The sequence below is a fragment of the Streptomyces sp. S063 genome (genome assembly GCF_002832675.1).
Lineage (GTDB): Bacteria > Actinomycetota > Actinomycetes > Streptomycetales > Streptomycetaceae > Streptomyces > Streptomyces sindenensis.
Map to the genome: position 1 here is coordinate 5,286,371 of NZ_CP021707.1, position 19,743 is coordinate 5,306,113.

Annotated in this window: 16 protein-coding genes; 8 read left to right on the plus strand and 8 right to left on the minus strand. The window is 71.5% G+C overall.

All coding sequences use genetic code 11. The features are described 5' to 3' along the window. Positions 1-3: 3 nt before the first annotated feature. The gene (locus CCZ36_RS24580) at positions 4-966 is read right to left on the minus strand and encodes an ABC transporter substrate-binding protein (protein ID WP_069737588.1); all 963 of its coding nucleotides are present in this window, start codon (positions 964-966) and stop codon (positions 4-6) included. Positions 967-1,489: 523 nt separating this feature from the next. Here CCZ36_RS24580 and CCZ36_RS24585 point away from each other — a divergent pair. The 6 genes from CCZ36_RS24585 to CCZ36_RS24610 all read left to right on the plus strand — a co-directional run bounded on the left by CCZ36_RS24585 (position 1,490) and on the right by CCZ36_RS24610 (position 6,847). Next, positions 1,490-2,743, plus strand: a complete 1,254-nt coding sequence (locus CCZ36_RS24585; protein WP_069737589.1) for an NAD(P)-dependent malic enzyme — start codon at positions 1,490-1,492, stop codon at positions 2,741-2,743. 238 nt (positions 2,744-2,981) lie between these two features. Then, positions 2,982-3,950, plus strand: a complete 969-nt coding sequence (locus CCZ36_RS24590) for a zinc-binding dehydrogenase (RefSeq protein ID WP_069737590.1) — start codon at positions 2,982-2,984, stop codon at positions 3,948-3,950. Between the two features lie 88 nt (positions 3,951-4,038). Next, on the plus strand, positions 4,039-5,502 hold the full coding sequence (locus CCZ36_RS24595; RefSeq protein WP_128818577.1) for a cellulase family glycosylhydrolase: 1,464 nt from the start codon (positions 4,039-4,041) through the stop codon (positions 5,500-5,502). Then, complete coding sequence (locus tag CCZ36_RS24600) at positions 5,480-6,019, plus strand: GNAT family N-acetyltransferase (protein WP_069737604.1); 540 nt, start codon at positions 5,480-5,482, stop codon at positions 6,017-6,019. The genes CCZ36_RS24595 and CCZ36_RS24600 overlap by 23 nt, the downstream gene beginning before the upstream one ends. A 31-nt stretch (positions 6,020-6,050) precedes the next feature. Beyond that, the gene (locus CCZ36_RS24605) at positions 6,051-6,260 is read left to right on the plus strand and encodes a helix-turn-helix domain-containing protein (RefSeq protein WP_069737592.1); all 210 of its coding nucleotides are present in this window, start codon (positions 6,051-6,053) and stop codon (positions 6,258-6,260) included. Then, positions 6,260-6,847 carry a Clp protease N-terminal domain-containing protein gene (locus tag CCZ36_RS24610; protein WP_069737593.1) on the plus strand — a complete coding sequence of 196 codons (588 nt, stop codon included), beginning with the start codon at positions 6,260-6,262 and terminating at the stop codon, positions 6,845-6,847. The genes CCZ36_RS24605 and CCZ36_RS24610 overlap by 1 nt, the downstream gene beginning before the upstream one ends. Positions 6,848-6,880: 33 nt before the next feature. Here the strand turns inward: CCZ36_RS24610 and CCZ36_RS24615 are convergent, their stop codons facing one another. Together CCZ36_RS24615 and CCZ36_RS24620 are read right to left on the minus strand one after the other, a co-directional pair. Then, complete coding sequence (locus tag CCZ36_RS24615) at positions 6,881-7,939, minus strand: PadR family transcriptional regulator (RefSeq protein ID WP_128818578.1); 1,059 nt, start codon at positions 7,937-7,939, stop codon at positions 6,881-6,883. Between the two features lies 1 nt (position 7,940). Beyond that, positions 7,941-8,798 (minus strand): DUF4097 family beta strand repeat-containing protein, encoded by an 858-nt coding sequence (locus CCZ36_RS24620; RefSeq protein ID WP_069737595.1) that lies wholly within the window; start codon positions 8,796-8,798, stop codon positions 7,941-7,943. A 163-nt stretch (positions 8,799-8,961) separates the two neighbouring features. Here CCZ36_RS24620 and CCZ36_RS24625 point away from each other — a divergent pair, with 163 nt between their 5' ends. After that, entirely contained in the window at positions 8,962-9,789 is an 828-nt protein-coding gene (locus CCZ36_RS24625; protein ID WP_069737596.1) for a hypothetical protein, read from the plus strand. Between the two features lie 14 nt (positions 9,790-9,803). On the opposite strand, the gene CCZ36_RS24630 is transcribed toward CCZ36_RS24625, so the two are convergent. The 5 genes from CCZ36_RS24630 to CCZ36_RS24650 form a co-directional block, all read right to left on the minus strand. Beyond that, positions 9,804-9,989, minus strand: coding sequence for a DUF6104 family protein (locus CCZ36_RS24630; RefSeq protein ID WP_003966321.1), 186 nt, complete (start codon positions 9,987-9,989; stop codon positions 9,804-9,806). Between the two features lie 89 nt (positions 9,990-10,078). Continuing rightward, entirely contained in the window at positions 10,079-13,882 is a 3,804-nt protein-coding gene (locus CCZ36_RS24635; protein WP_164873543.1) for a multifunctional oxoglutarate decarboxylase/oxoglutarate dehydrogenase thiamine pyrophosphate-binding subunit/dihydrolipoyllysine-residue succinyltransferase subunit, read from the minus strand. A gap of 282 nt (positions 13,883-14,164) precedes the next feature. Next, on the minus strand, positions 14,165-15,241 hold the full coding sequence (locus CCZ36_RS24640; RefSeq protein ID WP_069740433.1) for a HAMP domain-containing sensor histidine kinase: 1,077 nt from the start codon (positions 15,239-15,241) through the stop codon (positions 14,165-14,167). Further along, positions 15,238-15,975: a response regulator transcription factor gene (locus tag CCZ36_RS24645; protein WP_006127534.1), complete on the minus strand. Its 738-nt coding sequence runs from the start codon at positions 15,973-15,975 to the stop codon at positions 15,238-15,240. The genes CCZ36_RS24640 and CCZ36_RS24645 overlap by 4 nt, the downstream gene beginning before the upstream one ends. 235 nt (positions 15,976-16,210) lie before the next feature. Continuing rightward, positions 16,211-16,939 (minus strand): spermidine synthase, encoded by a 729-nt coding sequence (locus CCZ36_RS24650; RefSeq protein WP_069740434.1) that lies wholly within the window; start codon positions 16,937-16,939, stop codon positions 16,211-16,213. 269 nt (positions 16,940-17,208) lie between these two features. On the opposite strand from CCZ36_RS24650, the gene lon reads away from it, so the two are divergent. Next, positions 17,209-19,632 (plus strand): endopeptidase La, encoded by a 2,424-nt coding sequence (lon, locus tag CCZ36_RS24655; protein WP_069740435.1) that lies wholly within the window; start codon positions 17,209-17,211, stop codon positions 19,630-19,632. Positions 19,633-19,743 lie beyond the last annotated feature (111 nt).

Here is a 19,743-nt window from a genome sequence, read left to right on the forward strand (position 1 = left end):
CGGTCACTTGCCGCCGTTGATGGCGGCCTTGTCGATCGCTCCCGTGCCGGCGCCCCACTTGTCGAGCACCTTCTGGTACGAACCGTCGGCGATGATCGCGTCGACGGCCTCCTTCAGGGCGTCGCGCAGACCGGTGTTGGTCTTCTTGACGGCGATGCCGAACGGGCCGGCGTCGATCTGCTCGCCCACGACCTCGAACGCGTTGCCGCCGTCGGCCTTGCGGGCCAGGTCGACCGCGACCGGGTAGTCGTTGACCCCGGCGACCGCGCCGCCGGACTTCACGCGGGTCTGGGCCTCGGTGTCGTTCTCGAAGGCCTCGATCTTGATGGCCTTCTCGCCGCCGTCCGTGCAGGCCTTCGACTGCTTCTTGAGGGCCTCCTCGTACGTGGTGCCCCGCTGCACCGCCGCGGGCTTCCCGCACAGGTCCTCGATGGACTTGATGTTCTGCGGGTTGCCCTTCTTGGTGTACACGGCCGTACCGGCGAGGAAGTAGTCGACGAAGTCGACGCCCTCGCCCAGCTTCTTGCCGGAGTCGTCCAGGCCCTCCTGGCGCTGCTTGTTGTCCGTGATCGACGACATCGCGATGTCGTGGCGGCCGGAGTTCAGGGCGGTGATGAGGCCGTCGAAGGAACCCGAGGTGAACTCGAACTTCACGCCGAGCTGCTTGCCGAGCGCTTCGGCCAGATCGGGGTCGACGCCCACGATCTTCCCGTTCTCCACCGACTCCATCGGGGCGTATTCGGCATTCGTGCCGACCTTGATCACACCGGACTTCTGGTACTTCTCGGGCAGCTTCGAGAAGAGCGGAGCACCGCTCTTGGTCTCCTTGCCGCTGCCGCTCTCCTGGGAGGCGCTGTCGGTCTGGTCGCCACAGGCGGTGAGGAGCAGCGTGCCGGCGACCGCGATGGCGCCGACCGCCGCGATCCGGGCCCTGGCGGTCGTGCGACGCGTGGTGCTTGCGGTCATGTCGGGATCCTCCGGCAGGTGAGGGTGAGGTGCTGGTGGGGCGGCTTGGCACGCACCTTCGAGTGTCGCCACCTCGTGTGAACGGCATCCTGCCATTCGGACTGGCCCATTCAGGGGTCCTGCCATGTCAAAATCGGATAACGGGCGACCCCCGAACATCAACGGCCGGTACCTCGGGACCGGACCTTCTGTGGGGATTCATTCCTCCCGCCGGAGAATCTTCGGCGCGTCTCGACTGGTGGACGGCATTTATACCGGTTTGCCGACTTGTCCAGATATTCGACTATGAGTCACGTCACCGCGTCGATATGGACTCGTCCGTAACACCGTTCGTCCGGTAAGAAAGACGTTTACACCCCTCATCCGGGGCTCAGGGCGCGTGTGCGGCGCGCCCGCGCGTATGTACCTCTCCCTGCCAGGGCGGGCCAACCGCTCGGTGCGGGGCACGTACGCGGTGCCCGCCCACCCCTCCTCAACCAGGAGTGGCCACCCTCAAACGATGAAGACTTAAGGGGTCAACACCATGGCAGCGGAGATCGTCAATCCTCGCAGCGACAGCACCATCGACAACGCCACGGACCGTGGCATCCAGCGCACGAGCGCGACGGACACCGGGGCCGACGAGCCCTTCGATCCGGCCTTCGCCCTCCACCGGGGCGGGAAGATGGCCGTGCAGGCCACCGTCCCGATCCGGGACAAGGACGACCTTTCCCTGGCGTACACGCCGGGAGTGGCGAAAGTGTGCAGCGCCATCGCCGACAACCCCGAGCTCGTCCACGACTACACCTGGAAGTCCCAGGTCGTGGCCGTCGTGACGGACGGCACCGCCGTTCTCGGCCTCGGCGACATCGGCCCCGAGGCGTCCCTCCCCGTGATGGAGGGCAAGGCCATCCTCTTCAAGCAGTTCGGTGGCGTCGACGCGGTGCCGATCGCGCTCGCGACCACCGACGCCGACGAGATCGTCGACACCGTCGTCCGGCTCGCCCCGTCCTTCGGCGGCGTGAACCTGGAGGACATCTCGGCACCCCGCTGCTTCGAGATCGAGCGCAAGCTCCAGGAGCGGCTGGACATCCCGGTCTTCCACGACGACCAGCACGGCACCGCGGTCGTCACCCTCGCCGCGCTGCGCAACGCCGCGAAGCTCTCCGGGCGGACGCTCGGCGATCTGCGCGGTGTCATCTCCGGCGCGGGCGCGGCGGGCGTGGCCATCGCCAAGTTCCTGCTGGAGGCGGGGATCGGCGACGTCGCGGTGGCCGACCGCAAGGGCATCGTCAGCCGCGACCGCGACGACCTCACCGAGGTCAAGCGCGAGCTGGCCGAGCTGACGAACCGGGCCGGGATCTCCGGTTCGCTGGAGCAGGCGCTCGCCGGTGCGGACGTCTTCATCGGCGTCTCCGGCGGCACGGTCCCGGAGGCGGCGGTGGCCTCGATGGCGCCCGGCGCGTACGTCTTCGCGATGGCCAACCCGAACCCGGAGGTCCACCCGGAGGTCGCGCACAAGTACGCGGCCGTCGTGGCGACCGGGCGGTCGGACTTCCCTAACCAGATCAACAACGTGCTCGCCTTCCCGGGCATCTTCGCGGGCGCGCTCCAGGTCCGGGCCTCCCGGATCACGGAGGGCATGAAGATCGCCGCGGCGAACGCGCTGGCGGATGTCGTGGGCGATGAGCTGGCGGCGGACTACGTGATCCCGTCCCCGTTCGACGAGCGGGTCGCGCCTGCCGTCACGGCCGCGGTGGCCGCGGCGGCGCGGGCGGAGGGGGTGGCTCGGCGCTGAGGTTGTCGCCGGGCGAGGCGTGATGGGCGGGGCCTGTACGTGTACGGGCCCCGCCCGTGTACCCAGCCCCTGCGGCGACGGAGCAGCGGGGGTCCGGGGGGCGCTGCCCCGGACCCCGCCCCTCCATCGCCGCAGGGGCTCAGTAATGCGGCTCAAACGCCGCAGGCGCTGGGTTTGTTGGTGTGCGTCACACGGGGAGGCGGTTTCGCGGGGGCCCCGGCCCGCCTATCGTCGACCCATGTTCGCCGCCTACGCAGCCCGCATCGACCCCGACCACCCCCTCGACGGACTGGAGCTGGGCGATCGCCCGGCCCCCGAGGCGCGTCCCGGGTGGTCCACCGTCACCGTCCGGGCCGCCTCCCTCAACCACCATGACCTCTGGTCCCTGCGCGGCGTCGGCCTGTCGCAGGACCGGCTGCCGATGATCCTCGGCTGCGACGCGGCCGGCGTCGACCAGGACGGCAACGAGGTCGTCCTGCACTCCGTCATCGGGCAGTCCGGGCACGGTGTCGGGCCGAACGAGCCGCGCTCCATCCTCACCGAGCGCTACCAGGGCACCTTCGCCGAGCAGGTCACCGTCCCCACCTGGAACATCCTGCCCAAGCCGGAGGGACTCAGCTTCGCCGAGGCCGCCTGCCTGCCGACCGCCTGGCTCACCGCGTACCGGATGCTGTTCACCAACGCCGGGGTGCGGCCCGGGGACTCCGTGCTCGTCCAGGGCGCCGGCGGTGGGGTCGCCACCGCCGCGATCGCGCTCGGCAAGGCCGCCGGGCTGCGGGTCTTCGCCACCAGCCGGGACAAGGCCAAGCGTGAGCGGGCGGTCGAACTCGGCGCGCTGGAGGCGTACGAGCCCGGCGCCCGGCTTCCGCAGCGCGTGGACGCCGTCATCGAGACCGTGGGGGCCGCCACCTGGTCCCACTCCGTGAAGTCGCTGCGCCCCGGCGGCACGCTCGTCATCTCCGGGGCCACCAGCGGCGACCGGCCCGCGCACGCCGAGCTGACCCGGATCTTCTTCCTGGAGCTGAAGGTCGTCGGCTCCACCATGGGGTCCAAGGACGAGCTGGAGGACCTGCTCGCGTTCTGCGCGACCACCGGCGTGCGCCCGGTCATCGACGAGGTGCTGCCGCTCGACCGGGCCCGCGAGGGGTTCCAGCGGCTGGAGTCCGGCGACCTGTTCGGGAAGATCGTGCTCACGCCGACCTCCTAGGGACGACAGGAACTCCTCCGCCACAGATACTTGAACACGTCTCAGCTTTGCTGATGAGATGCCGCCCATGCGAATGGGCAGAGCACTCATGGCACTTGTCGTCGCGTCCGTGCTCGCGGCGGGGGCCCTCGCCCCCGCCGCCTCGGCGCGCCCCGCACCCGGCTCCCCTTCCCCGACCCCGACCCCGTCCCCGTCCTCATCCGCGTCCGCGTCCTCGGCCTCGTACGAACGCGCCATACCGCCCCTCACCGACGACCGGGGCCGCGCCCTCACCCTGCGCGGCTGGAACGTCGAGGACAAGGCGAACCGCGGCGAGGACGCCCTCAGCGCGATCACCGAGCGGCACTTCCGCGACCTGCGGGCCGGCGGCTTCAACTTCGCCCGGCTGCTGGTCTTCTGGGACGACCTGGAGCCCCGGCGCGGCCAGTACAGCGCGCGCTACCTCCGGAAGATCGAGCGCATCCTCGACTGGGCCCGCAAACACCGCGTCCACGTCCTCATCGACGCCCATCAGGACGTCTTCGGGCCCGCGTTCGGGCACCGGGGCATCCCGGAATGGGCCACCAGGACCGACGGGCTGCCGTTCACCCCGAACCCCGACGACTGGTTCTCCGAGTATTTCCAGCCCGCCGTGCAGCGGGCCTTCACCCACCTCTACGAGGACCCCGACCTCCAGCGCGCCCAGGCCGCCATGTGGCAGGTCCTCGCCGAACGATTCGGCCGCCACCCCGCCGTCATCGGCTACGACCTGATCAACGAGCCCATGGGCGAGCTGAGGGAGGGCGAGGACCTGGCGACCGCCGCCCGTCGCATCGAGGCCGAGCACCTCACGCCGATGTACAACCGGCTCGCCCGCGCCGTCCGGGCCGAGGACCGCTCCACCTGGATCTTCGTCGAGCCGACCCCCATCGTCGGGGAGGGCGTGCCCACGGGGCTGGGGCGCATCAAGGACAGCCGGACCGTGTACGCCCCGCACTTCTACAACACCGCCATGGAGGCGGGCGCCGACTACGACCCGGACGCGGGCTGGATCGAGGCGTACGAGGCCGCCGTCACCGCGTACCCCGCCCGCCACCGGATGCCCGTGGTCGTGGGGGAGTGGGGGCCGCTGAACAACGCCCTCCCCAACATGGGCCGCTTCTACCGTGAGGCCGTCGCCTCCCTGAACCGCTACAGCTCCGGCTGGGCGGGGTACGTCTGGTGCTACGGCGGCGGCTACTGCGCGGTCGACGAGCGCGGCCGCTTCCGTACGAACAAGGAGCGGACCGCCACCCCGTACGCCCCTGCCGTCGCCGGAACCGTCCGCTCCGACACATACGACGCGGGTACGCGCACCTACCGCCTCGCCTACCGGGCCGCCGTCCGGCCCGGGGTGACGGAGCTGTCCCTGCCCCCCTCCTCCCGGGGGTGGCGTGTCTCCGTCACCGGCCCCGCCCGCGTCCTCGGCGACGGGGTGCGCGGTGGATGGCCGGTCGTCGTGGCGCGGCCCGGTTCGGAGGTGGTGGTGACCGTGCGGGAAGCTGGCCCGTATGGACGAACTGACCACCCCTGAAGGGTTTCTGCTGCGCCCCTGGCTGCCCGACGACGCCTCGGCGGTGCTCCGCGCGTTCGCCCCGGCCGAGATGGACCGCCAGACGGACCGCCCCGTGGACGACCGGTCCGGGGCGCTGGCCTGGATCGCGGAACGCGCACGTGAACGTGGGGCGCGCACCGGCTACTCCTGGGCCGTCGTGGGGGAGGAGGGCGAGGCGCTCGGCTGTGTGGCGCTCAACGTCGTCAACCGGACCCACGACAGCGGCTGGGTCTCCTACTGGACCACCGAATCCGCCCGCGGCCGGGGCGTCGCCCCGGCCGGCGTGCGGGCCCTCGCCCGCTGGGCCTTCGACGAGCTCGGGCTGTACCGGCTGGAGCTGGGACACCGCACCGACAACGTCGCCTCCTGCCGGGTCGCGACCCGCTCCGGATTCGCGTCCGAGGGCATCGAGCGGGCCAAGCTGCGGTACGGCAAGGTCCGGTACGACGTCGAGCGGCATGCCCGCCTCGCCGACGATGTTGTCAACTTTGATTGACATGCGACAGACGTCAACGTAGGTTGACATCATGACCGAAGCAACGGATCTGGCCGCGCGCGCCGGTGACCGCGACCCGCGCGTCGGGCTGCGGGCGGTGGCCGCGCTGCGGCGGCTGCTGGAGCAGCTCGAAGCCGTACAAGTCGGAAGCGCCCGCGAGCAGGGCTGGTCCTGGCAGGAGATCGCCGCCGAGCTGGGCGTCAGCCGGCAGGCCGTGCACAAGAAGTACGGGAGGCGTTGATGTTCGAGCGATTCACCCGAGGGGCCCGCGCGGCCGTGAAAGGCGCCGTGGCCCAGGCCGAGCGGGCCGGAGCCGGCTCGGTCACCGAGGAACACCTGCTGCTCGCGCTGCTGGAACAGGAGGGCGGCCGGGCCGCGTTCGCCGTCACCGCGCTCGGCCTCCACGACCGCCGGTCCTCCCTGGAGGCGTCCTTCGCCGAGGCCCGGCGCCGTGGCGGACTGACCAGGGCCGACACCGAGGCCCTCGCCGGTATCGGGATCGACGTCGGCGCGATCGTCTCCCGTGTCGAGGAAACCCACGGCGAGGGCGCCCTCGACGCCGGCCGTGGTGGCCGCCGGTGGTGGCGGTCCGGGCACCGCCCCTTCACCCCGGGTGCGAAGTCCGTGCTGGAGAACTCCCTCCGGGTCGCCCTCGGCCGCGGTGACCGGTTCATCGGCGAGGAGCACCTCCTCCTGGCCCTCACCGCGAAGCCCGGATCCGTCGCCGACGTCCTCGCCGAGCACGGCGCGACCCACACGGCCGTGCGGCGCGCGCTGTACGGCTCCGACGACGGCGCGGCGGGCCAGGGGCACGCCCAGGCCGGGTGAGCGGAGGGGGCGGGGCTGCCTCCCCGCCCCCTCTCAGGCCCGTTTGTCGTCCTCGTCCTCCGCTGTCAGCAGCGCCTCGATCCGCACCGCCGCCTCGCCCAGGTGGCGGCGGGCCTCCGCGAGCCGGGGCTCCGTCACCCCCTGATCGCGGGCCGTGTCCCGGATGCCGTCGCGGAACCGGTCCAGCAGGCGGTCCAGATCGCGCACCGGGTCGCCCGTCGTCGGCACGTCCTGCCCCCAGTCCGCACCGGGAGCCGGGTCCGGGACGGGCGGGGGGGTCTCCGGGTCGGGCTTGCCGAACGGAGGCCAGGCGCCGGACCGGGCGAAGCCGCCGAGCTGGCCGGTGATCTCCGCGAGGCCTTCCCGTACCCCGGAGGGCCAGTCGCCCCGGGCGAAGTGCTCCTGCACCTGGCGGGCGGCGTTCTGCATCTGCTCCCGCGCTTTCTCCTGGGCCTCCTTGGCCTGGCGGCGGGCCTGCTGGGCGTCCTCGCGGGCCCGCCGGGACTCGTCCTTCGCCCGGCGGGCCTGCTCCTTCCACTCCTGCTTGGCCCGGCGCAGCTCCTCCTTCGCCGTGCGCCAGGCCTCGCTGTCGCCGAGGTCGCCCAGACTGCCGAAGTCGCCGAAGTCGCCGAAGGGGGACGACTCGCCCTTTCCCTTCGCCTTGCCGGACCCGGACCCGGACCCGGACTCGGTCTTCGTGCCGTGCCGGGACTCCGACGCCGCTGCCCGCACATCGCTGCGGAGCCGGCCCGCCGCGCCCCGTACGTCGTCGCGTATCTCTGCGGCCAGCTCGGAGAGCGAGTCGCGGATCTCCAGCTCCAGGTCGGCCAGTTCGCCGCTGCGGCCCGCCAGCTCCTCGCGGCCGCCGTCGGTGATCGAGTAGACCTTGCGGCCGCCCTCGGTGGCGTGGGTGACCAGGCCCTCGGCCTCCAGCTTGGCCAGCCGCGGGTAGACCGTGCCGGCGGAGGGGGCGTAGAGGCCCTGGAAGCGTTCCTCCAGCAGGCGGATGATCTCGTAACCGTGGCGCGGAGCCTCGTCCAGGAGCTTGAGGAGATACAGGCGCAGACGGCCGTGGGCGAATACGGGGGGCATGTCAGAGAACCTTTCCGGTCGGCTCGGCGGCGTACGCGTCGTCCTCGGCGGGCGGCCTGCGCAGGAGGGCGATCGAACCGGACACGGTCGTCGCCCGCAGGGTCCCCGTCCCGGCGCCCAGCGTGCCGGTGATCTTCTTCGCGCCCCACTGCCCGCCGACCCGCAGGTCCTCGAAGGCGTTGGAGACGGCCCCGCTCGCGGTGTTCGCCTCGACCCTGGCGTCCGCGGGGTGCGGCAGCCGGATCGCGATCTCGCCGGACACCGTGGTCAGCCGGATGTCCGTGGGCTTCCCGGACGGGTCGACGTCCAGCACCATGTCGCCGCTGACCGACTCGGCCCGGACCGAGGCCCCCGCCCCGTCGATCACCGTGAGATCACCGGCCACGGAGTGGAAGCGCAGGTCCCCCGTGACGCTCTGGGCCTCCAGGCTGCCCGACACGGACTCCCCGCGCACCGCGCCCGTCAGCCCGACGAGTGTGGAGTCCCCCGTGATGCCGCGGACCTCGGTGCGGCCGCTGATGCCGGAGACGACGGCCCCCGCGCCGATCACGCCGACCTCGACCGAGGCCGTCGTGGGCACGACGAGCGAGACGACGGCGCTGCGGCGGCGGCCCTTGGGGTCGAGCCAGCGCAGCAGGTCCTGCCAGGGCAGATCCTCGTACGCCACGGTGAGCCGGCCGTCCTCCTGGGTCACGATCAGCGGCGGCCCGTCGAGCGCGGAGACCTCCAGCCGGGCGCCAGGCTCGTCGGTCCCGACCACGTTGACCGCGCCGTCGACGATACGCACCTGGAGCGCCGCCACCGGATCGTCGAAGGAGAGCTTCCGCGGCTCATCGATGGTCCATGTCGACACAGGCATGGATATGACCTCCCGGGAAGCGTGGCAACGCAACATATCGCGTCTCGTGAGGAACACGATATATCGCGGATGGGGGAAGTCAAGGGAGCTTGCGCCCGGCGGAGGTCAGCACCATGCCTCCAAAATCGATCAAACATGGGCATATTGCCCTAGCGTATGAGCCATGAACGCGACATCCACCGGGGCCCTCCTGCTCTGCCGGGCCGATCCCGAGACCGTACGGCCGCTCGCCCACCTGCTGCGCGAGCAGATGCTGCTGGTCCGCGCGGGCGAGGAGTGGAGCGTGCTCGTCCCGGAGGGGAAGCCCTGGCGGGCCGGGGGCGCGGAGCAGGACGCCGAGCCGGTCGACCGGATCCTCGGCGGCTGGGCCACCGCGCTCGCCGTCGGTTCCACCTGGCCGGTGCTCGCCCTGTGGTGGGACGCCGACCGGGCCGGATACACCCTCGCCGCCGGATTCCGCCGGCCCGTGGGCTACATCTGGCTGACCGACGGCACCCCGGTCGGCGAGGACGAGGCCATGCGCACCTTCGCCGCCCGGCTCGGCCTCGACCCGGTGCTCGACGTACAGGCGCTGGAGGAGCTGACCCGCCCCGACCCGGAGACGGACGCGGAGGCCCGGCTGCGCGGACTGCTCGCCGTCCTCGCCGGCGCCGGGCTGACCCTGCCCGCCGGACTCTCCCCGGGCGAGAGCGCCGACCGGCTGCGCAGCGTCGCGGCGGCGCAGCGCCAGGTGGACCGCGTCGAATGGGCCGGCTGGCGCGATGCCGTACGGGTCGAACTGGACGCGGTCGAGAGCAGCCGGGTCGGTCCATGGGTACGCGGCCCCCGCGCCCGGGCCGTCGCCGCCGTCCAGCTCGCGGCCGGGCTCCCGCTCCTGCTGTGGGGCGCGCGGCGCCGCAGCGGTGGCTGGGCGGCGGCCGGCGCGGTGCTCCTGGCGCAGGGCGCGCTGGGGCTCGCGTACGAGCGGGCCAGGGCGGGCGCCGAAAGCTAGGGGGCGTCTGGACCTTACGCGTCCTCGTCGTCCTCGTCGTCCAGCCGGGCCAGCCACGTCGCGAGGCGCTCGACGGGCACCTCGAAGTCGGGGTTGAGGTCGACGAACGTCCGCAGCTGCTCGGCGAGCCACTCGAAGGTGACCTCCTCCTCGCCGCGCCGCTTCTCCAGTTCCTCGATGCCACGGTCCGTGAAGTACATGGGAGAAGGATATCCAGCGGGCGAACGCCGGGGACCCGGCCCCGCGACAAGCGCGGAACCGGGCCCCGGAGTGTTCGGCGTTACGGTCCTCAGGCCTCGAAGACCTCGTTGACCAGCTGCGTCTGCTCCGCCTGGTGACGCTTGGCGGAGCCGACCGCCGGGGACGAGCCGTGCGGCCGCGAGATGCGGCGCAGGCGCTCGCCGTGCGGCACGTCCGCGCCGACCGCGAGATCCAGGTGGTCGATCAGGTTGAGCGCGATGAACGGCCACGCACCCTGGTTCGCCGGCTCCTCCTGCGCCCACAGGTACTTCTCGGCGTTCGGGTACTTCGCGATCTCGGCCTGGATCTCCGCACCCGGCAGCGGGTACAGCCGCTCCAGCCGGATGATCGCGGTCTCCGTGTCGCCCCGCTTCTCCCGCTCGGCGTCCAGGTCGTAGAAGAGCTTGCCCGAGACGAAGACGACCTTGCGGACGTCCTCCGCCTTGACGGTGTCGTCGCCGATCACCGGGCGGAAGCCGCCGGAGGTGAACTCCTCGATGGACGAGGCCGCCGCCTTCAGGCGCAGCATCGACTTCGGGGTGAAGACGATGAGCGGCTTGTGGTGCGGGTTGTGCACCTGCCAGCGCAGCAGGTGGAAGTAGTTCGACGGAAGGGTCGGCATCGCGACCGTCATGTTGTCCTGCGCGCACATCTGGAGGAAGCGCTCGGGGCGGGCGGAGCTGTGGTCCGGGCCCTGGCCCTCGTAACCGTGCGGCAGGAGCAGCGTGACGCCGGAGGTCTGGCCCCACTTCTGCTCGGCCGAGGAGATGAACTCGTCCACGACGGTCTGCGCGCCGTTGACGAAGTCACCGAACTGGGCCTCCCAGATGACCAGCGACTCCGGGCGGGCCAGCGAGTAGCCGTACTCGAAGCCCATCGCCGCGTACTCGCTGAGCAGCGAGTCGTAGACGTTGTACCGGGCCTGGTCGTCCGCCAGGTACAGCAGCGGGGTGTAGTCCTCGCCGGTGACCTGGTCGACCAGGACCGCGTGGCGCTGGCCGAACGTGCCGCGGCGGCTGTCCTGGCCGGCGAGCCGGACCGGGGTGCCCTCCATCAGCAGCGAACCGATGGCCAGGGTCTCGCCCATGCCCCAGTCGATCGTGCCGTTCTCCACCGAGGCGGCGCGACGCTGCATCTGCGGCAGCAGACGCGGGTGCACGGTGATCGAGTCGGGGATGTTGACCTGGGACTCGGCGATCCGCTTGACGACCTCGGCGGAGACGGCCGTCTCCACGGCCACCGGGAACGCGGCCTGCGGCTCCGGGACGTGCGGGGACGCCGGCTGCGAGGTGGCCTCGCGGACCTCGGCGAACACCTTCTCCAGCTGACCCTGGAAGTCCTGGAGCGCCTGCTCCGCCTCTTCCAGCGTGATGTCGCCGCGACCGATGAGGGACTCGGTGTAGAGCTTGCGCACCGAGCGCTTCTTGTCGATCAGGGTGTACATCTGCGGGTTGGTGAACTCCGGGTTGTCGCCCTCGTTGTGACCGCGGCGGCGGTAGCAGATGAGGTCGATCACGACGTCCTTGTTGAACGCCTGCCGGAACTCGAAGGCGAGCCGCGCGACGCGGACCACGGCCTCCGGGTCGTCGCCGTTGACGTGGATGATCGGCGCCTCGATCATGCGTGCCACGTCGGTGGCGTACATCGAGGAGCGCGAGGACTCCGGGGCGGCGGTGAAGCCGACCTGGTTGTTGATCACCACGTGCACGGTGCCGCCGGTGCGGTAGCCGCGCAGCTGCGACATGTTGAGCGTCTCGGCGACGACGCCCTGGCCCGCGAAGGCCGCGTCGCCGTGGAGCGCGACCGGCAGGACCGTGAAGTCCGTACCGCCCTTGTTGATGATGTCCTGCTTGGCGCGGGCGATGCCCTCCAGGACCGGGTCGACCGCCTCCAGGTGCGAGGGGTTGGCGGCCAGCGAGACCTTGATCTGCTCGCCGTCCAGACCGGTGAAGGTGCCCTCGGCGCCCAGGTGGTACTTGACGTCGCCGGAGCCGTGCATCGAGCGCGGGTCGAGGTTGCCCTCGAACTCGCGGAAGATCTGCGCGTACGACTTGCCGACGATGTTCGCCAGGACGTTCAGGCGGCCGCGGTGGGCCATGCCGATGACGACCTCGTCGAGGCGGGCCTCGGCGGCGGAGTCGAGGACGGCGTCGAGCAGCGGGATGACGGACTCGCCGCCCTCCAGCGAGAACCGCTTCTGGCCGACGTACTTCGTCTGCAGGAACGTCTCGAACGCCTCCGCGGCGTTCAGCCGGCGCAGGATGCGCAGCTGCTCCTCGCGCTCCGGCTTCGGGCGCGGGCGCTCCACCCGGTCCTGGAGCCACTTGCGCTGCTTCGGGTCCTGGATGTGCATGAACTCGATGCCGGTGGTGCGGCAGTACGACTCACGGAGCACGCCGAGGATGTCGCGGAGCTTCATCATCGTCTTGCCGGCGAACCCGCCGACCGCGAACTCCCGCTCCAGGTCCCACAGGGTGAGGCCGTGCTCGGTGATGTCCAGGTCGGGGTGCTTGCGCTGGTGGTACTCCAGCGGGTCGGTGTCGGCCATGACGTGGCCCCGGACCCGGTAGGAGTGGATCAGCTCGAAGACCCGCGCGGCCTTCGTGACGTCGTCGTCGTGCGAGGCGTCGATGTCCTTGAGCCAGCGGACCGGCTCGTAGGGGATGCGCAGCGCCTTGAAGATCTCGTCGTAGAACTCGTTCTCGCCGAGCAGCAGCTGGGAGAGGACGCGCAGGAACTCGCCGGAGGCGGCGCCCTGGATGACCCGGTGGTCGTAGGTCGACGTGAGCGTCATGACCTTCGAGATGCCGAGCTTGTTGAGGGTGTCCTGCGAGGTGCCCTGGAACTCCGCCGGGTAGTCCATCGCGCCGACGCCCATGATGAGGCCCTGACCGGGCATCAGGCGGGGCACCGAGTGGACGGTGCCGATGCCGCCGGGGTTGGTCAGCGAGGCGGTGACGCCGGTGAAGTCGTCCATGCCGAGCTTGCCGATGCGGGCACGCCGGACGATGTCCTCGTACGCCTGCCAGAACTCGAAGAAGTTGAGCGTCTCGGCCTTCTTGATGGCCGCGACGACCAGCTGGCGGTCCCCGTTCGGCTTCACCAGGTCGATGGCCAGACCCAGGTTGACGTGCTCCGGCTTGACCAGGGTCGGCTTGCCGTCCTTCTCCGCGAAGGAGTAGTTCATCGACGGCATGGCCTTGAGGGCCTGCACCATCGCGTACCCGATGAGGTGCGTGAAGGAGATCTTCCCGCCGCGGGCGCGCTTGAGGTGGTTGTTGATGACGATGCGGTTGTCGAAGAGCAGCTTCACCGGGACCGCGCGGACGGACGTGGCCGTCGGCAGCTCCAGCGAGGCGTTCATGTTCTTCGCGACGGCGGCCGAGGGGCCGCGCAGCGTCACGTACTCCGGTCCGGCCGGGGCCTCGGTGGACTCGTCGGCCTTCGCCTCGGGCTTGGCGGGCGCGGCGGCGGGCTTCGCGGCCGCGGGCTTCGCCGGGGCCGGGGCGGTCTTCGCCGGAGCCGCCGGGGCGGCCTTCGCCGGGGCCGGCTGCGCGGGGGCGGCCGGAGCGGCGGCGGGCGCGGCCTTCGCCGGAGCCGGAGAGGCCGCGGGCTCGGTCACCGGAGCCCCCGAGGCCCCGGGAGCGGGCTTGTCCGCCGTGCCGGCGGTACCCGGCTTGTAGTCGGCGAAGAAGTCCCACCAGGCGCGATCGACCGAACTGGGATCCTGGAGGTACTGCTGGTAGATCTCGTCGACGAGCCATTCGTTGGCGCCGAAAGCCGCGGCCGGGTTGGTGCCCGGGCTGGCTTGGTCGGTCGAGACGCTTGAGTTACTGGGGGACTGAGACGACACGGCGGCAACCGCCCTCTTCCGCTTCACAAGGTGATGGACAGCGGAAATCAAGGCTACGCCCCCCGAACCGTTCCTTGCAGGCCGGGCCGGTGCTTCGTCGTGCACATCACATCGAAGGGCGGGTTTCGGCGCAGGAAATGGCGGGAAACAAGCGAGGTTCCACTGCACTTCGGGTACGCAGGACCGTGGATACGGTCCTGCGACCGTATCCCCTTGAGGCCCCCTACGGGCAGGACACGGATGAACGTGCCCTTCCGGTTCGACCCTATGTCAACGAGACCGTCAACCGTGCTGCTCGGGGATTCCCGGGAGGGTGACCTGGATCCGGCAGCCCCGTACGGATTCGGCCACCCTGATCCGGCCGCCGTGCAGATCGACCGCCCAACGGGCGATGGCGAGCCCCAGGCCCGTACCGCCGTCGCTGCCCGGACCGTGCGGGGAGGGCGCCTGGCCCCGGTTGAAACGCTCGAACACCCGGTGCCGCTCCGCCTCCGGGATGCCGGGCCCCTCGTCCATGACTTCCAGCTCCAGCGACTCGGGGTGGGCCCCGCGCCGCGCCAGCACCGTCACCCGGCCGTGCGGCGGGCTGTGCTTGACCGCGTTGTCGATGAGGTTCGCGACCACTTGGTGCAGCCGCTCGGCGTCCGCGTGCGCGGTCAGCTCCGGCGGCGAGACGTCCAGATGCAGATGGACGTCCGTACGGGAGTGATTGCCCGAACCCGACGACAGGCGTCGCTGCGAGGCGGCGAGATTGGCCTCCTTCAGTACGCCCGACAGATACGGCCAGACCTCGAAACGGCGTGCCTTGAGTGCGACGACCCCGTTGTCCAGGCGCGACAGGTCCAGCAGCGTCTCGACCAGCCGGCCGAGCCGTTCCGTCTGCCTCAACGCCGTGCGCATCGTCTCCGGATCGGCGGCGGACACCCCGTCCACCACGTTCTCCAGTACGGCTCTCAGCGCCGCGATGGGCGTGCGCAGCTCATGGCTGACATTGGCGACCAGCTCTTTTCGATGCCGGTCCTCCGCCTCCAGATCGTCCGCCATGCGGTTGATCGTCTGCGCCAGGTCGCCCAGCTCGTCCCGCCGCCCGGCGCCGCTCACCCGGCGCGTGTAGTCGCCGTGCGAGATCGACCGGGCCACCGCTCTCATCTCGTCCAGGGGTGCGGTCAGACCGTGCGCCACGAACTGGGTGATCAGCAGCGTGGCGATGACCGAGAACACCGTGATGAAGCGGAACTCCGTACGGGTCCGCAGTGCGACGATCAGCAGGCCCGTGGTGATGAACACCGAGACCACGACGAGCGTGCCGAGCTTGGCCTTGATGGAGAAGGGCCGCAGTCCGGACCCTGGCCGGGTCATGGCGCCGGAGTCTCCAGGGCGTATCCCACGCCGTGCACCGTACGGATCCGCTCCGCGCCGATCTTCCGGCGCAGCGCCTTGATGTGGCTGTCGACCGTGCGGGTGCCCGAGGCGTCCGCCCAGTCCCACACCTCGGCCAGCAGCTGCTCCCGGGAGAGCACCGCGCGCGGGGTGTTGGCGAGGCAGACCAGCAGGTCGAACTCGGTCGGCGTGAGGTGGACGTCCTCGGCGCGCACCCGGACCCGGCGCTGCGCGTGGTCGATCTCCAGCTCACCCAGGCGCAGTATCCCGCTGCGCGGGGTGACGGCGGCCAGCGCGGCCCGCTCCACCCGGCGCAGCAGCACGTGCACCCGGGCGGCCAGCTCCCGCATCGAGAACGGCTTGGTCATGTAGTCGTCGGCGCCGACCCCGAGCCCGACCAGCATGTCGGTCTCGTCGTCGCGTGCGGTGAGCATCAGCACCGGCACCGGGCGCGCCGCCTGCACCCGGCGGCAGACCTCCAGGCCGTCGAAGCCCGGGAGCATGATGTCGAGCACCATCAGATCGGGCTGCCAGGCCTCGGCCGCGTCCACGGCCGCGGGGCCGTCCAGCGCGGTCTGCACCAGGAAGCCCTCCGCCCGCAGCCGGGCGGAAATGGCGTCGACGATCGTGGCGTCGTCCTCGACCACCAGCACCCGGCGCTGAGCCCCCGGGGTGGCCGCGACGCCGTTGTGGGTGGTGTGTGTCTGTTCCATCGCCCCGCCCCTGCCCGTTCTCGCGGGAGCCATTCCCCCGGAGGCACGGTCTTCGCTCGTGGTTTTCGTGGGTGATCCCGTGTGCCGGTCAGCAGCGTAAAGGCAGCAGAGGGCTCCCGGCTACGCAGGGTGTTGCCCCGGGGCGACGAGTTCGGGCCGGGCGGGGCCGCCGGATCGTCTGCCTTGTGCCGGTTGACCCGTGCCACCGCCGGGCCACGCATACCGGGAGGGGGGTTCAGCCGGCCCGGAGTGCGAGATGGACCACGTCGGGCACACCTCGGGCAACGGCCACTTCTTCCGTCCGAACCCCGCTGAACCCGGCATTCCGCAATGCCTGTTCGAAGGCGGGCGAGGGCTGCGCGGACCAGACGGCGAGCACGCCGCCCGGGGTCAACCGGTCGTGGCAGTGCGCCAGACCGGCGGGCGAGTAGAGGCTTTCGTTGCCCTCCGTGACCGTCCAGTCGGGACCGTTGTCGATGTCCAGGCAGAGCGCGTCGTAACGCTCCGTGGTGGTACGGAGGTGGGTCACCAGGTCCGTGTGCAGGATCCCGGCCCTGGGGTCGGCCAGCGCCGGTCCGGAGATCCGGTCCAGCGGCCCGTCCCGGTGCCAGTCCACGATCGCCTGCTCCCGCTCCACGACCGTGATCCGCCCCCAGCGCTCCTCCTCGGCGGCCCGCACCAGGGAGAAGCCGACGCCCAGGCCGCCGATGAGCACCGACGGGCCGGTCCGGCCGGCGGGCAGCGCGGCCAGCGCGGCGTCGATCAGCAGCCGCTCGGAGCGCCCGTCGGAGGTGTCCATCAGGAAGCAGCCGTTGGCGATGATCTCGAAGTGCTCCCCGCGCTCACGCAGGACGACCTCGCCGAAGGGGCCGTCACGGCGGTCGAGCACGACGGGGGCGCCGGCGGCGCGCACGGGCGGCGCCTCCGTCGGTTCGGGGGCGGGCCAGGTGGATGTCGCGGACATGGGGGCGGCTCTCCGGTATCCGGTCGTGGCGGTCGGTGCCCGTCCATCCTCCCCGCCGCGCGGGGCGAGGGCCAGCGCCTTCCCGTATCGGGCAGGGGAACAACCGCCCGCTGCGGATCGCTCCCGTACGAGGAGGGGTGCCCTGGTGCCGGGGGTGCGGCGGGCGGCGGGGCGGGCTGATCGCTCAGAGCGAACATCGATCGGGGAACAATCAGCGACTCACAACCATTGAGTCCACATAGCTCAACTTGCCTGCCGAAGGGGAGATCATGACTAACGAGTCCCAGGCGTTCACACCGATCGACCTGCCCGTGCTGCCGCTCGACGACGAGGTCGTCCTGCCCGGCATGGTGGTGCCGCTGGACCTGTCCGACACCGAGGTGCGCGCCGCCGTCGAGGCCGCGCAGGCCGCAGCCCGCCCCGGCGGTGGCAAGCCCCAGGTGCTGCTGGTCCCGCGGATCGACGGCACGTACACGGGGACCGGTGTCCTCGGCACCGTCGAGCAGGTCGGACGCCTGTCGGACGGCGACCCGGGCGCCCTCATCCGGGCCCGCGACCGGGTCCGCATCGGAGCCGGGACCAGCGGTCCCGGCCGGGCGCTCTGGGTCGAGGGGACCGTGCTGGAGACCGCCGCCCCCGACCCGCTGCCCGGATCCGTCGCCGAGCTGGTCAAGGAGTACAAGGCGCTCGCCACCAGCTGGCTGAAGAAGCGCGGCGCCTGGCAGGTCGTGGACCGCATCCAGCAGATCGACGACGTCTCCGCGCTCGCCGACAACTCCGGATACTCACCGTTCCTCTCCACCGCCCAGAAGGTCCAGCTCCTGGAGACCGCGGACCCGGTCGCCCGGCTGAAGCTCGCCATCCAGTGGCTGAGCGAGCACCTCGCCGAACAGGACGTCGCCGAGTCCATCGCCAAGGACGTCCAGGACGGCGTCGACAAGCAGCAGCGCGAATTCCTGCTGCGCCGCCAGCTGGACGCCGTGCGCAAGGAGCTCGCCGAGCTCAACGGCGACCCGGAGGGCGAGTCCGACGACTACCGGGCCCGCGTCGAGGCCGCCGAACTGCCCGAGCACGTCCGCGAGGCCGCGCTCAAGGAGGTCGAGAAGCTGGAGCGGTCCAGCGACCAGTCGCCCGAGGGCTCCTGGATCCGCACCTGGCTGGACACCGTCCTCGAACTGCCCTGGACCGAGCGCACCGAGGACGCCTACGACATCCGCGGCGCCCAGGAGGTCCTGGACGCCGAGCACGCCGGCCTCGCCGACGTGAAGGAACGCATCACGGAGTACCTGGCGGTGCGCAAGAGGCGCGCCGACCGCGGCCTCGGTGTCGTCGGCGGCCGTCGTGGCGGTGCGGTCCTCGCCCTCGTCGGGCCGCCCGGCGTCGGCAAGACCTCGCTCGGCGAGTCCGTCGCGCACGCCATGGGCCGCAAGTTCGTCCGCGTCGCGCTCGGCGGGGTCCGGGACGAGGCGGAGATCCGGGGCCACCGGCGTACGTACGTCGGCGCGCTCCCCGGCCGGATCGTGCGGGCCATCAAGGAGGCCGGCTCGATGAACCCGGTCGTCCTGCTCGACGAGATCGACAAGGTCGGCTCCGACTTCCGGGGCGACCCGGCCGCCGCCCTCCTCGAAGTCCTCGACCCGGCGCAGAACCACACCTTCCGCGACCACTACCTGGAGGTCGAGCTCGACCTCAGCGACGTGGTCTTCCTGGCCACCGCCAACGTCCTCGAAGCCATCCCGGAGGCCCTGCTCGACCGCATGGAGCTGGTTCGCCTCGACGGTTACACCGAGGACGAGAAGGTCGTCATCGCCCGGGACCACCTGGTCCCGCGCCAGCTGGAGCGGGCCGGTCTGGAGAAGGACGAGGTGGCCCTGGAGGAGTCGGCGCTGCGCAAGCTGGCCGGCGAGTACACCCGCGAGGCGGGCGTACGGAATCTGGAGCGGGCGGTCGCCCGGCTGCTGCGCAAGGTCGCGGCCCAGCACGAACTGGGCGACCGCGAGCTGCCGTTCACGGTGACCGAAGCGGATCTGCGCGGCCTGATCGGGCGCCCGCACCACGTGCCCGAGTCCGCCCAGGACCCGGCCGAGCGCCGCACCGCGGTGCCGGGTGTGGCCACCGGGCTCGCGGTGACCGGGGCGGGCGGCGACGTCCTCTTCGTCGAGGCGTCCCTCGCCGACCCGGAGACCGGGGCGTCCGGACTGACCCTGACCGGTCAGCTCGGGGACGTCATGAAGGAGTCGGCGCAGATCGCGCTGAGCTTCCTGCGGTCGCACGGCGCCGAGCTGGAGCTGCCGGTCGCGGACCTCAAGGACCGGGGCGTGCACGTCCACTTCCCGGCGGGCGCGGTCCCCAAGGACGGCCCCAGCGCCGGCATCACGCTGACGACCGCGCTGGCCTCGCTGCTCTCCGGACGCCTCGTCCGTACGGATGTGGCGATGACCGGTGAGGTGTCGCTGACCGGGCGGGTCCTGCCGATCGGCGGAGTCAAGCAGAAGCTGCTGGCCGCGCACCGGGCGGGCATCACGACCGTGGTGATCCCCCAGCGCAACGAGGCCGACCTGGACGACGTCCCGGCCGAGGTGCTGGAGAAGCTGGACGTCCACCCGGTCACCGACGTCCGCCAGGTGCTGGAGATCGCCCTCGCGCCGGCCACGGCCCGGGCGGAGGAGAGGATCCCGGCGGCGGCTGCCTGACCGCGCCGTACGACGGCCCGATGGCCCGGACGGCCCGCTCTCCGCTACGGCGGACGGCGGGCCGTTCCGCGTGTCCGGGCCGTGGCCCACGGGCCTGGTCTCCCGGGGCCC

Bases quoted from the DNA above. Each gene is read 5' to 3' on its own strand.
- CCZ36_RS24580 (WP_069737588.1), bottom strand. From the start codon at position 966: ATGACCGCAAGCACCACGCGTCGCACGACCGCCAGGGCCCGGATCGCG.
- CCZ36_RS24585 (WP_069737589.1), top strand. From the start codon at position 1,490: ATGGCAGCGGAGATCGTCAATCCTCGCAGCGACAGCACCATCGACAAC.
- CCZ36_RS24590 (WP_069737590.1), top strand. From the start codon at position 2,982: ATGTTCGCCGCCTACGCAGCCCGCATCGACCCCGACCACCCCCTCGAC.
- CCZ36_RS24595 (WP_128818577.1), top strand. From the start codon at position 4,039: ATGGCACTTGTCGTCGCGTCCGTGCTCGCGGCGGGGGCCCTCGCCCCC.
- CCZ36_RS24600 (WP_069737604.1), top strand. From the start codon at position 5,480: ATGGACGAACTGACCACCCCTGAAGGGTTTCTGCTGCGCCCCTGGCTG.
- CCZ36_RS24605 (WP_069737592.1), top strand. From the start codon at position 6,051: ATGACCGAAGCAACGGATCTGGCCGCGCGCGCCGGTGACCGCGACCCG.
- CCZ36_RS24610 (WP_069737593.1), top strand. From the start codon at position 6,260: ATGTTCGAGCGATTCACCCGAGGGGCCCGCGCGGCCGTGAAAGGCGCC.
- CCZ36_RS24615 (WP_128818578.1), bottom strand. From the start codon at position 7,939: ATGCCCCCCGTATTCGCCCACGGCCGTCTGCGCCTGTATCTCCTCAAG.
- CCZ36_RS24620 (WP_069737595.1), bottom strand. From the start codon at position 8,798: ATGCCTGTGTCGACATGGACCATCGATGAGCCGCGGAAGCTCTCCTTC.
- CCZ36_RS24625 (WP_069737596.1), top strand. From the start codon at position 8,962: ATGAACGCGACATCCACCGGGGCCCTCCTGCTCTGCCGGGCCGATCCC.
- CCZ36_RS24630 (WP_003966321.1), bottom strand. From the start codon at position 9,989: ATGTACTTCACGGACCGTGGCATCGAGGAACTGGAGAAGCGGCGCGGC.
- CCZ36_RS24640 (WP_069740433.1), bottom strand. From the start codon at position 15,241: ATGACCCGGCCAGGGTCCGGACTGCGGCCCTTCTCCATCAAGGCCAAG.
- CCZ36_RS24645 (WP_006127534.1), bottom strand. From the start codon at position 15,975: ATGGAACAGACACACACCACCCACAACGGCGTCGCGGCCACCCCGGGG.
- CCZ36_RS24650 (WP_069740434.1), bottom strand. From the start codon at position 16,939: ATGTCCGCGACATCCACCTGGCCCGCCCCCGAACCGACGGAGGCGCCG.
- lon (WP_069740435.1), top strand. From the start codon at position 17,209: ATGACTAACGAGTCCCAGGCGTTCACACCGATCGACCTGCCCGTGCTG.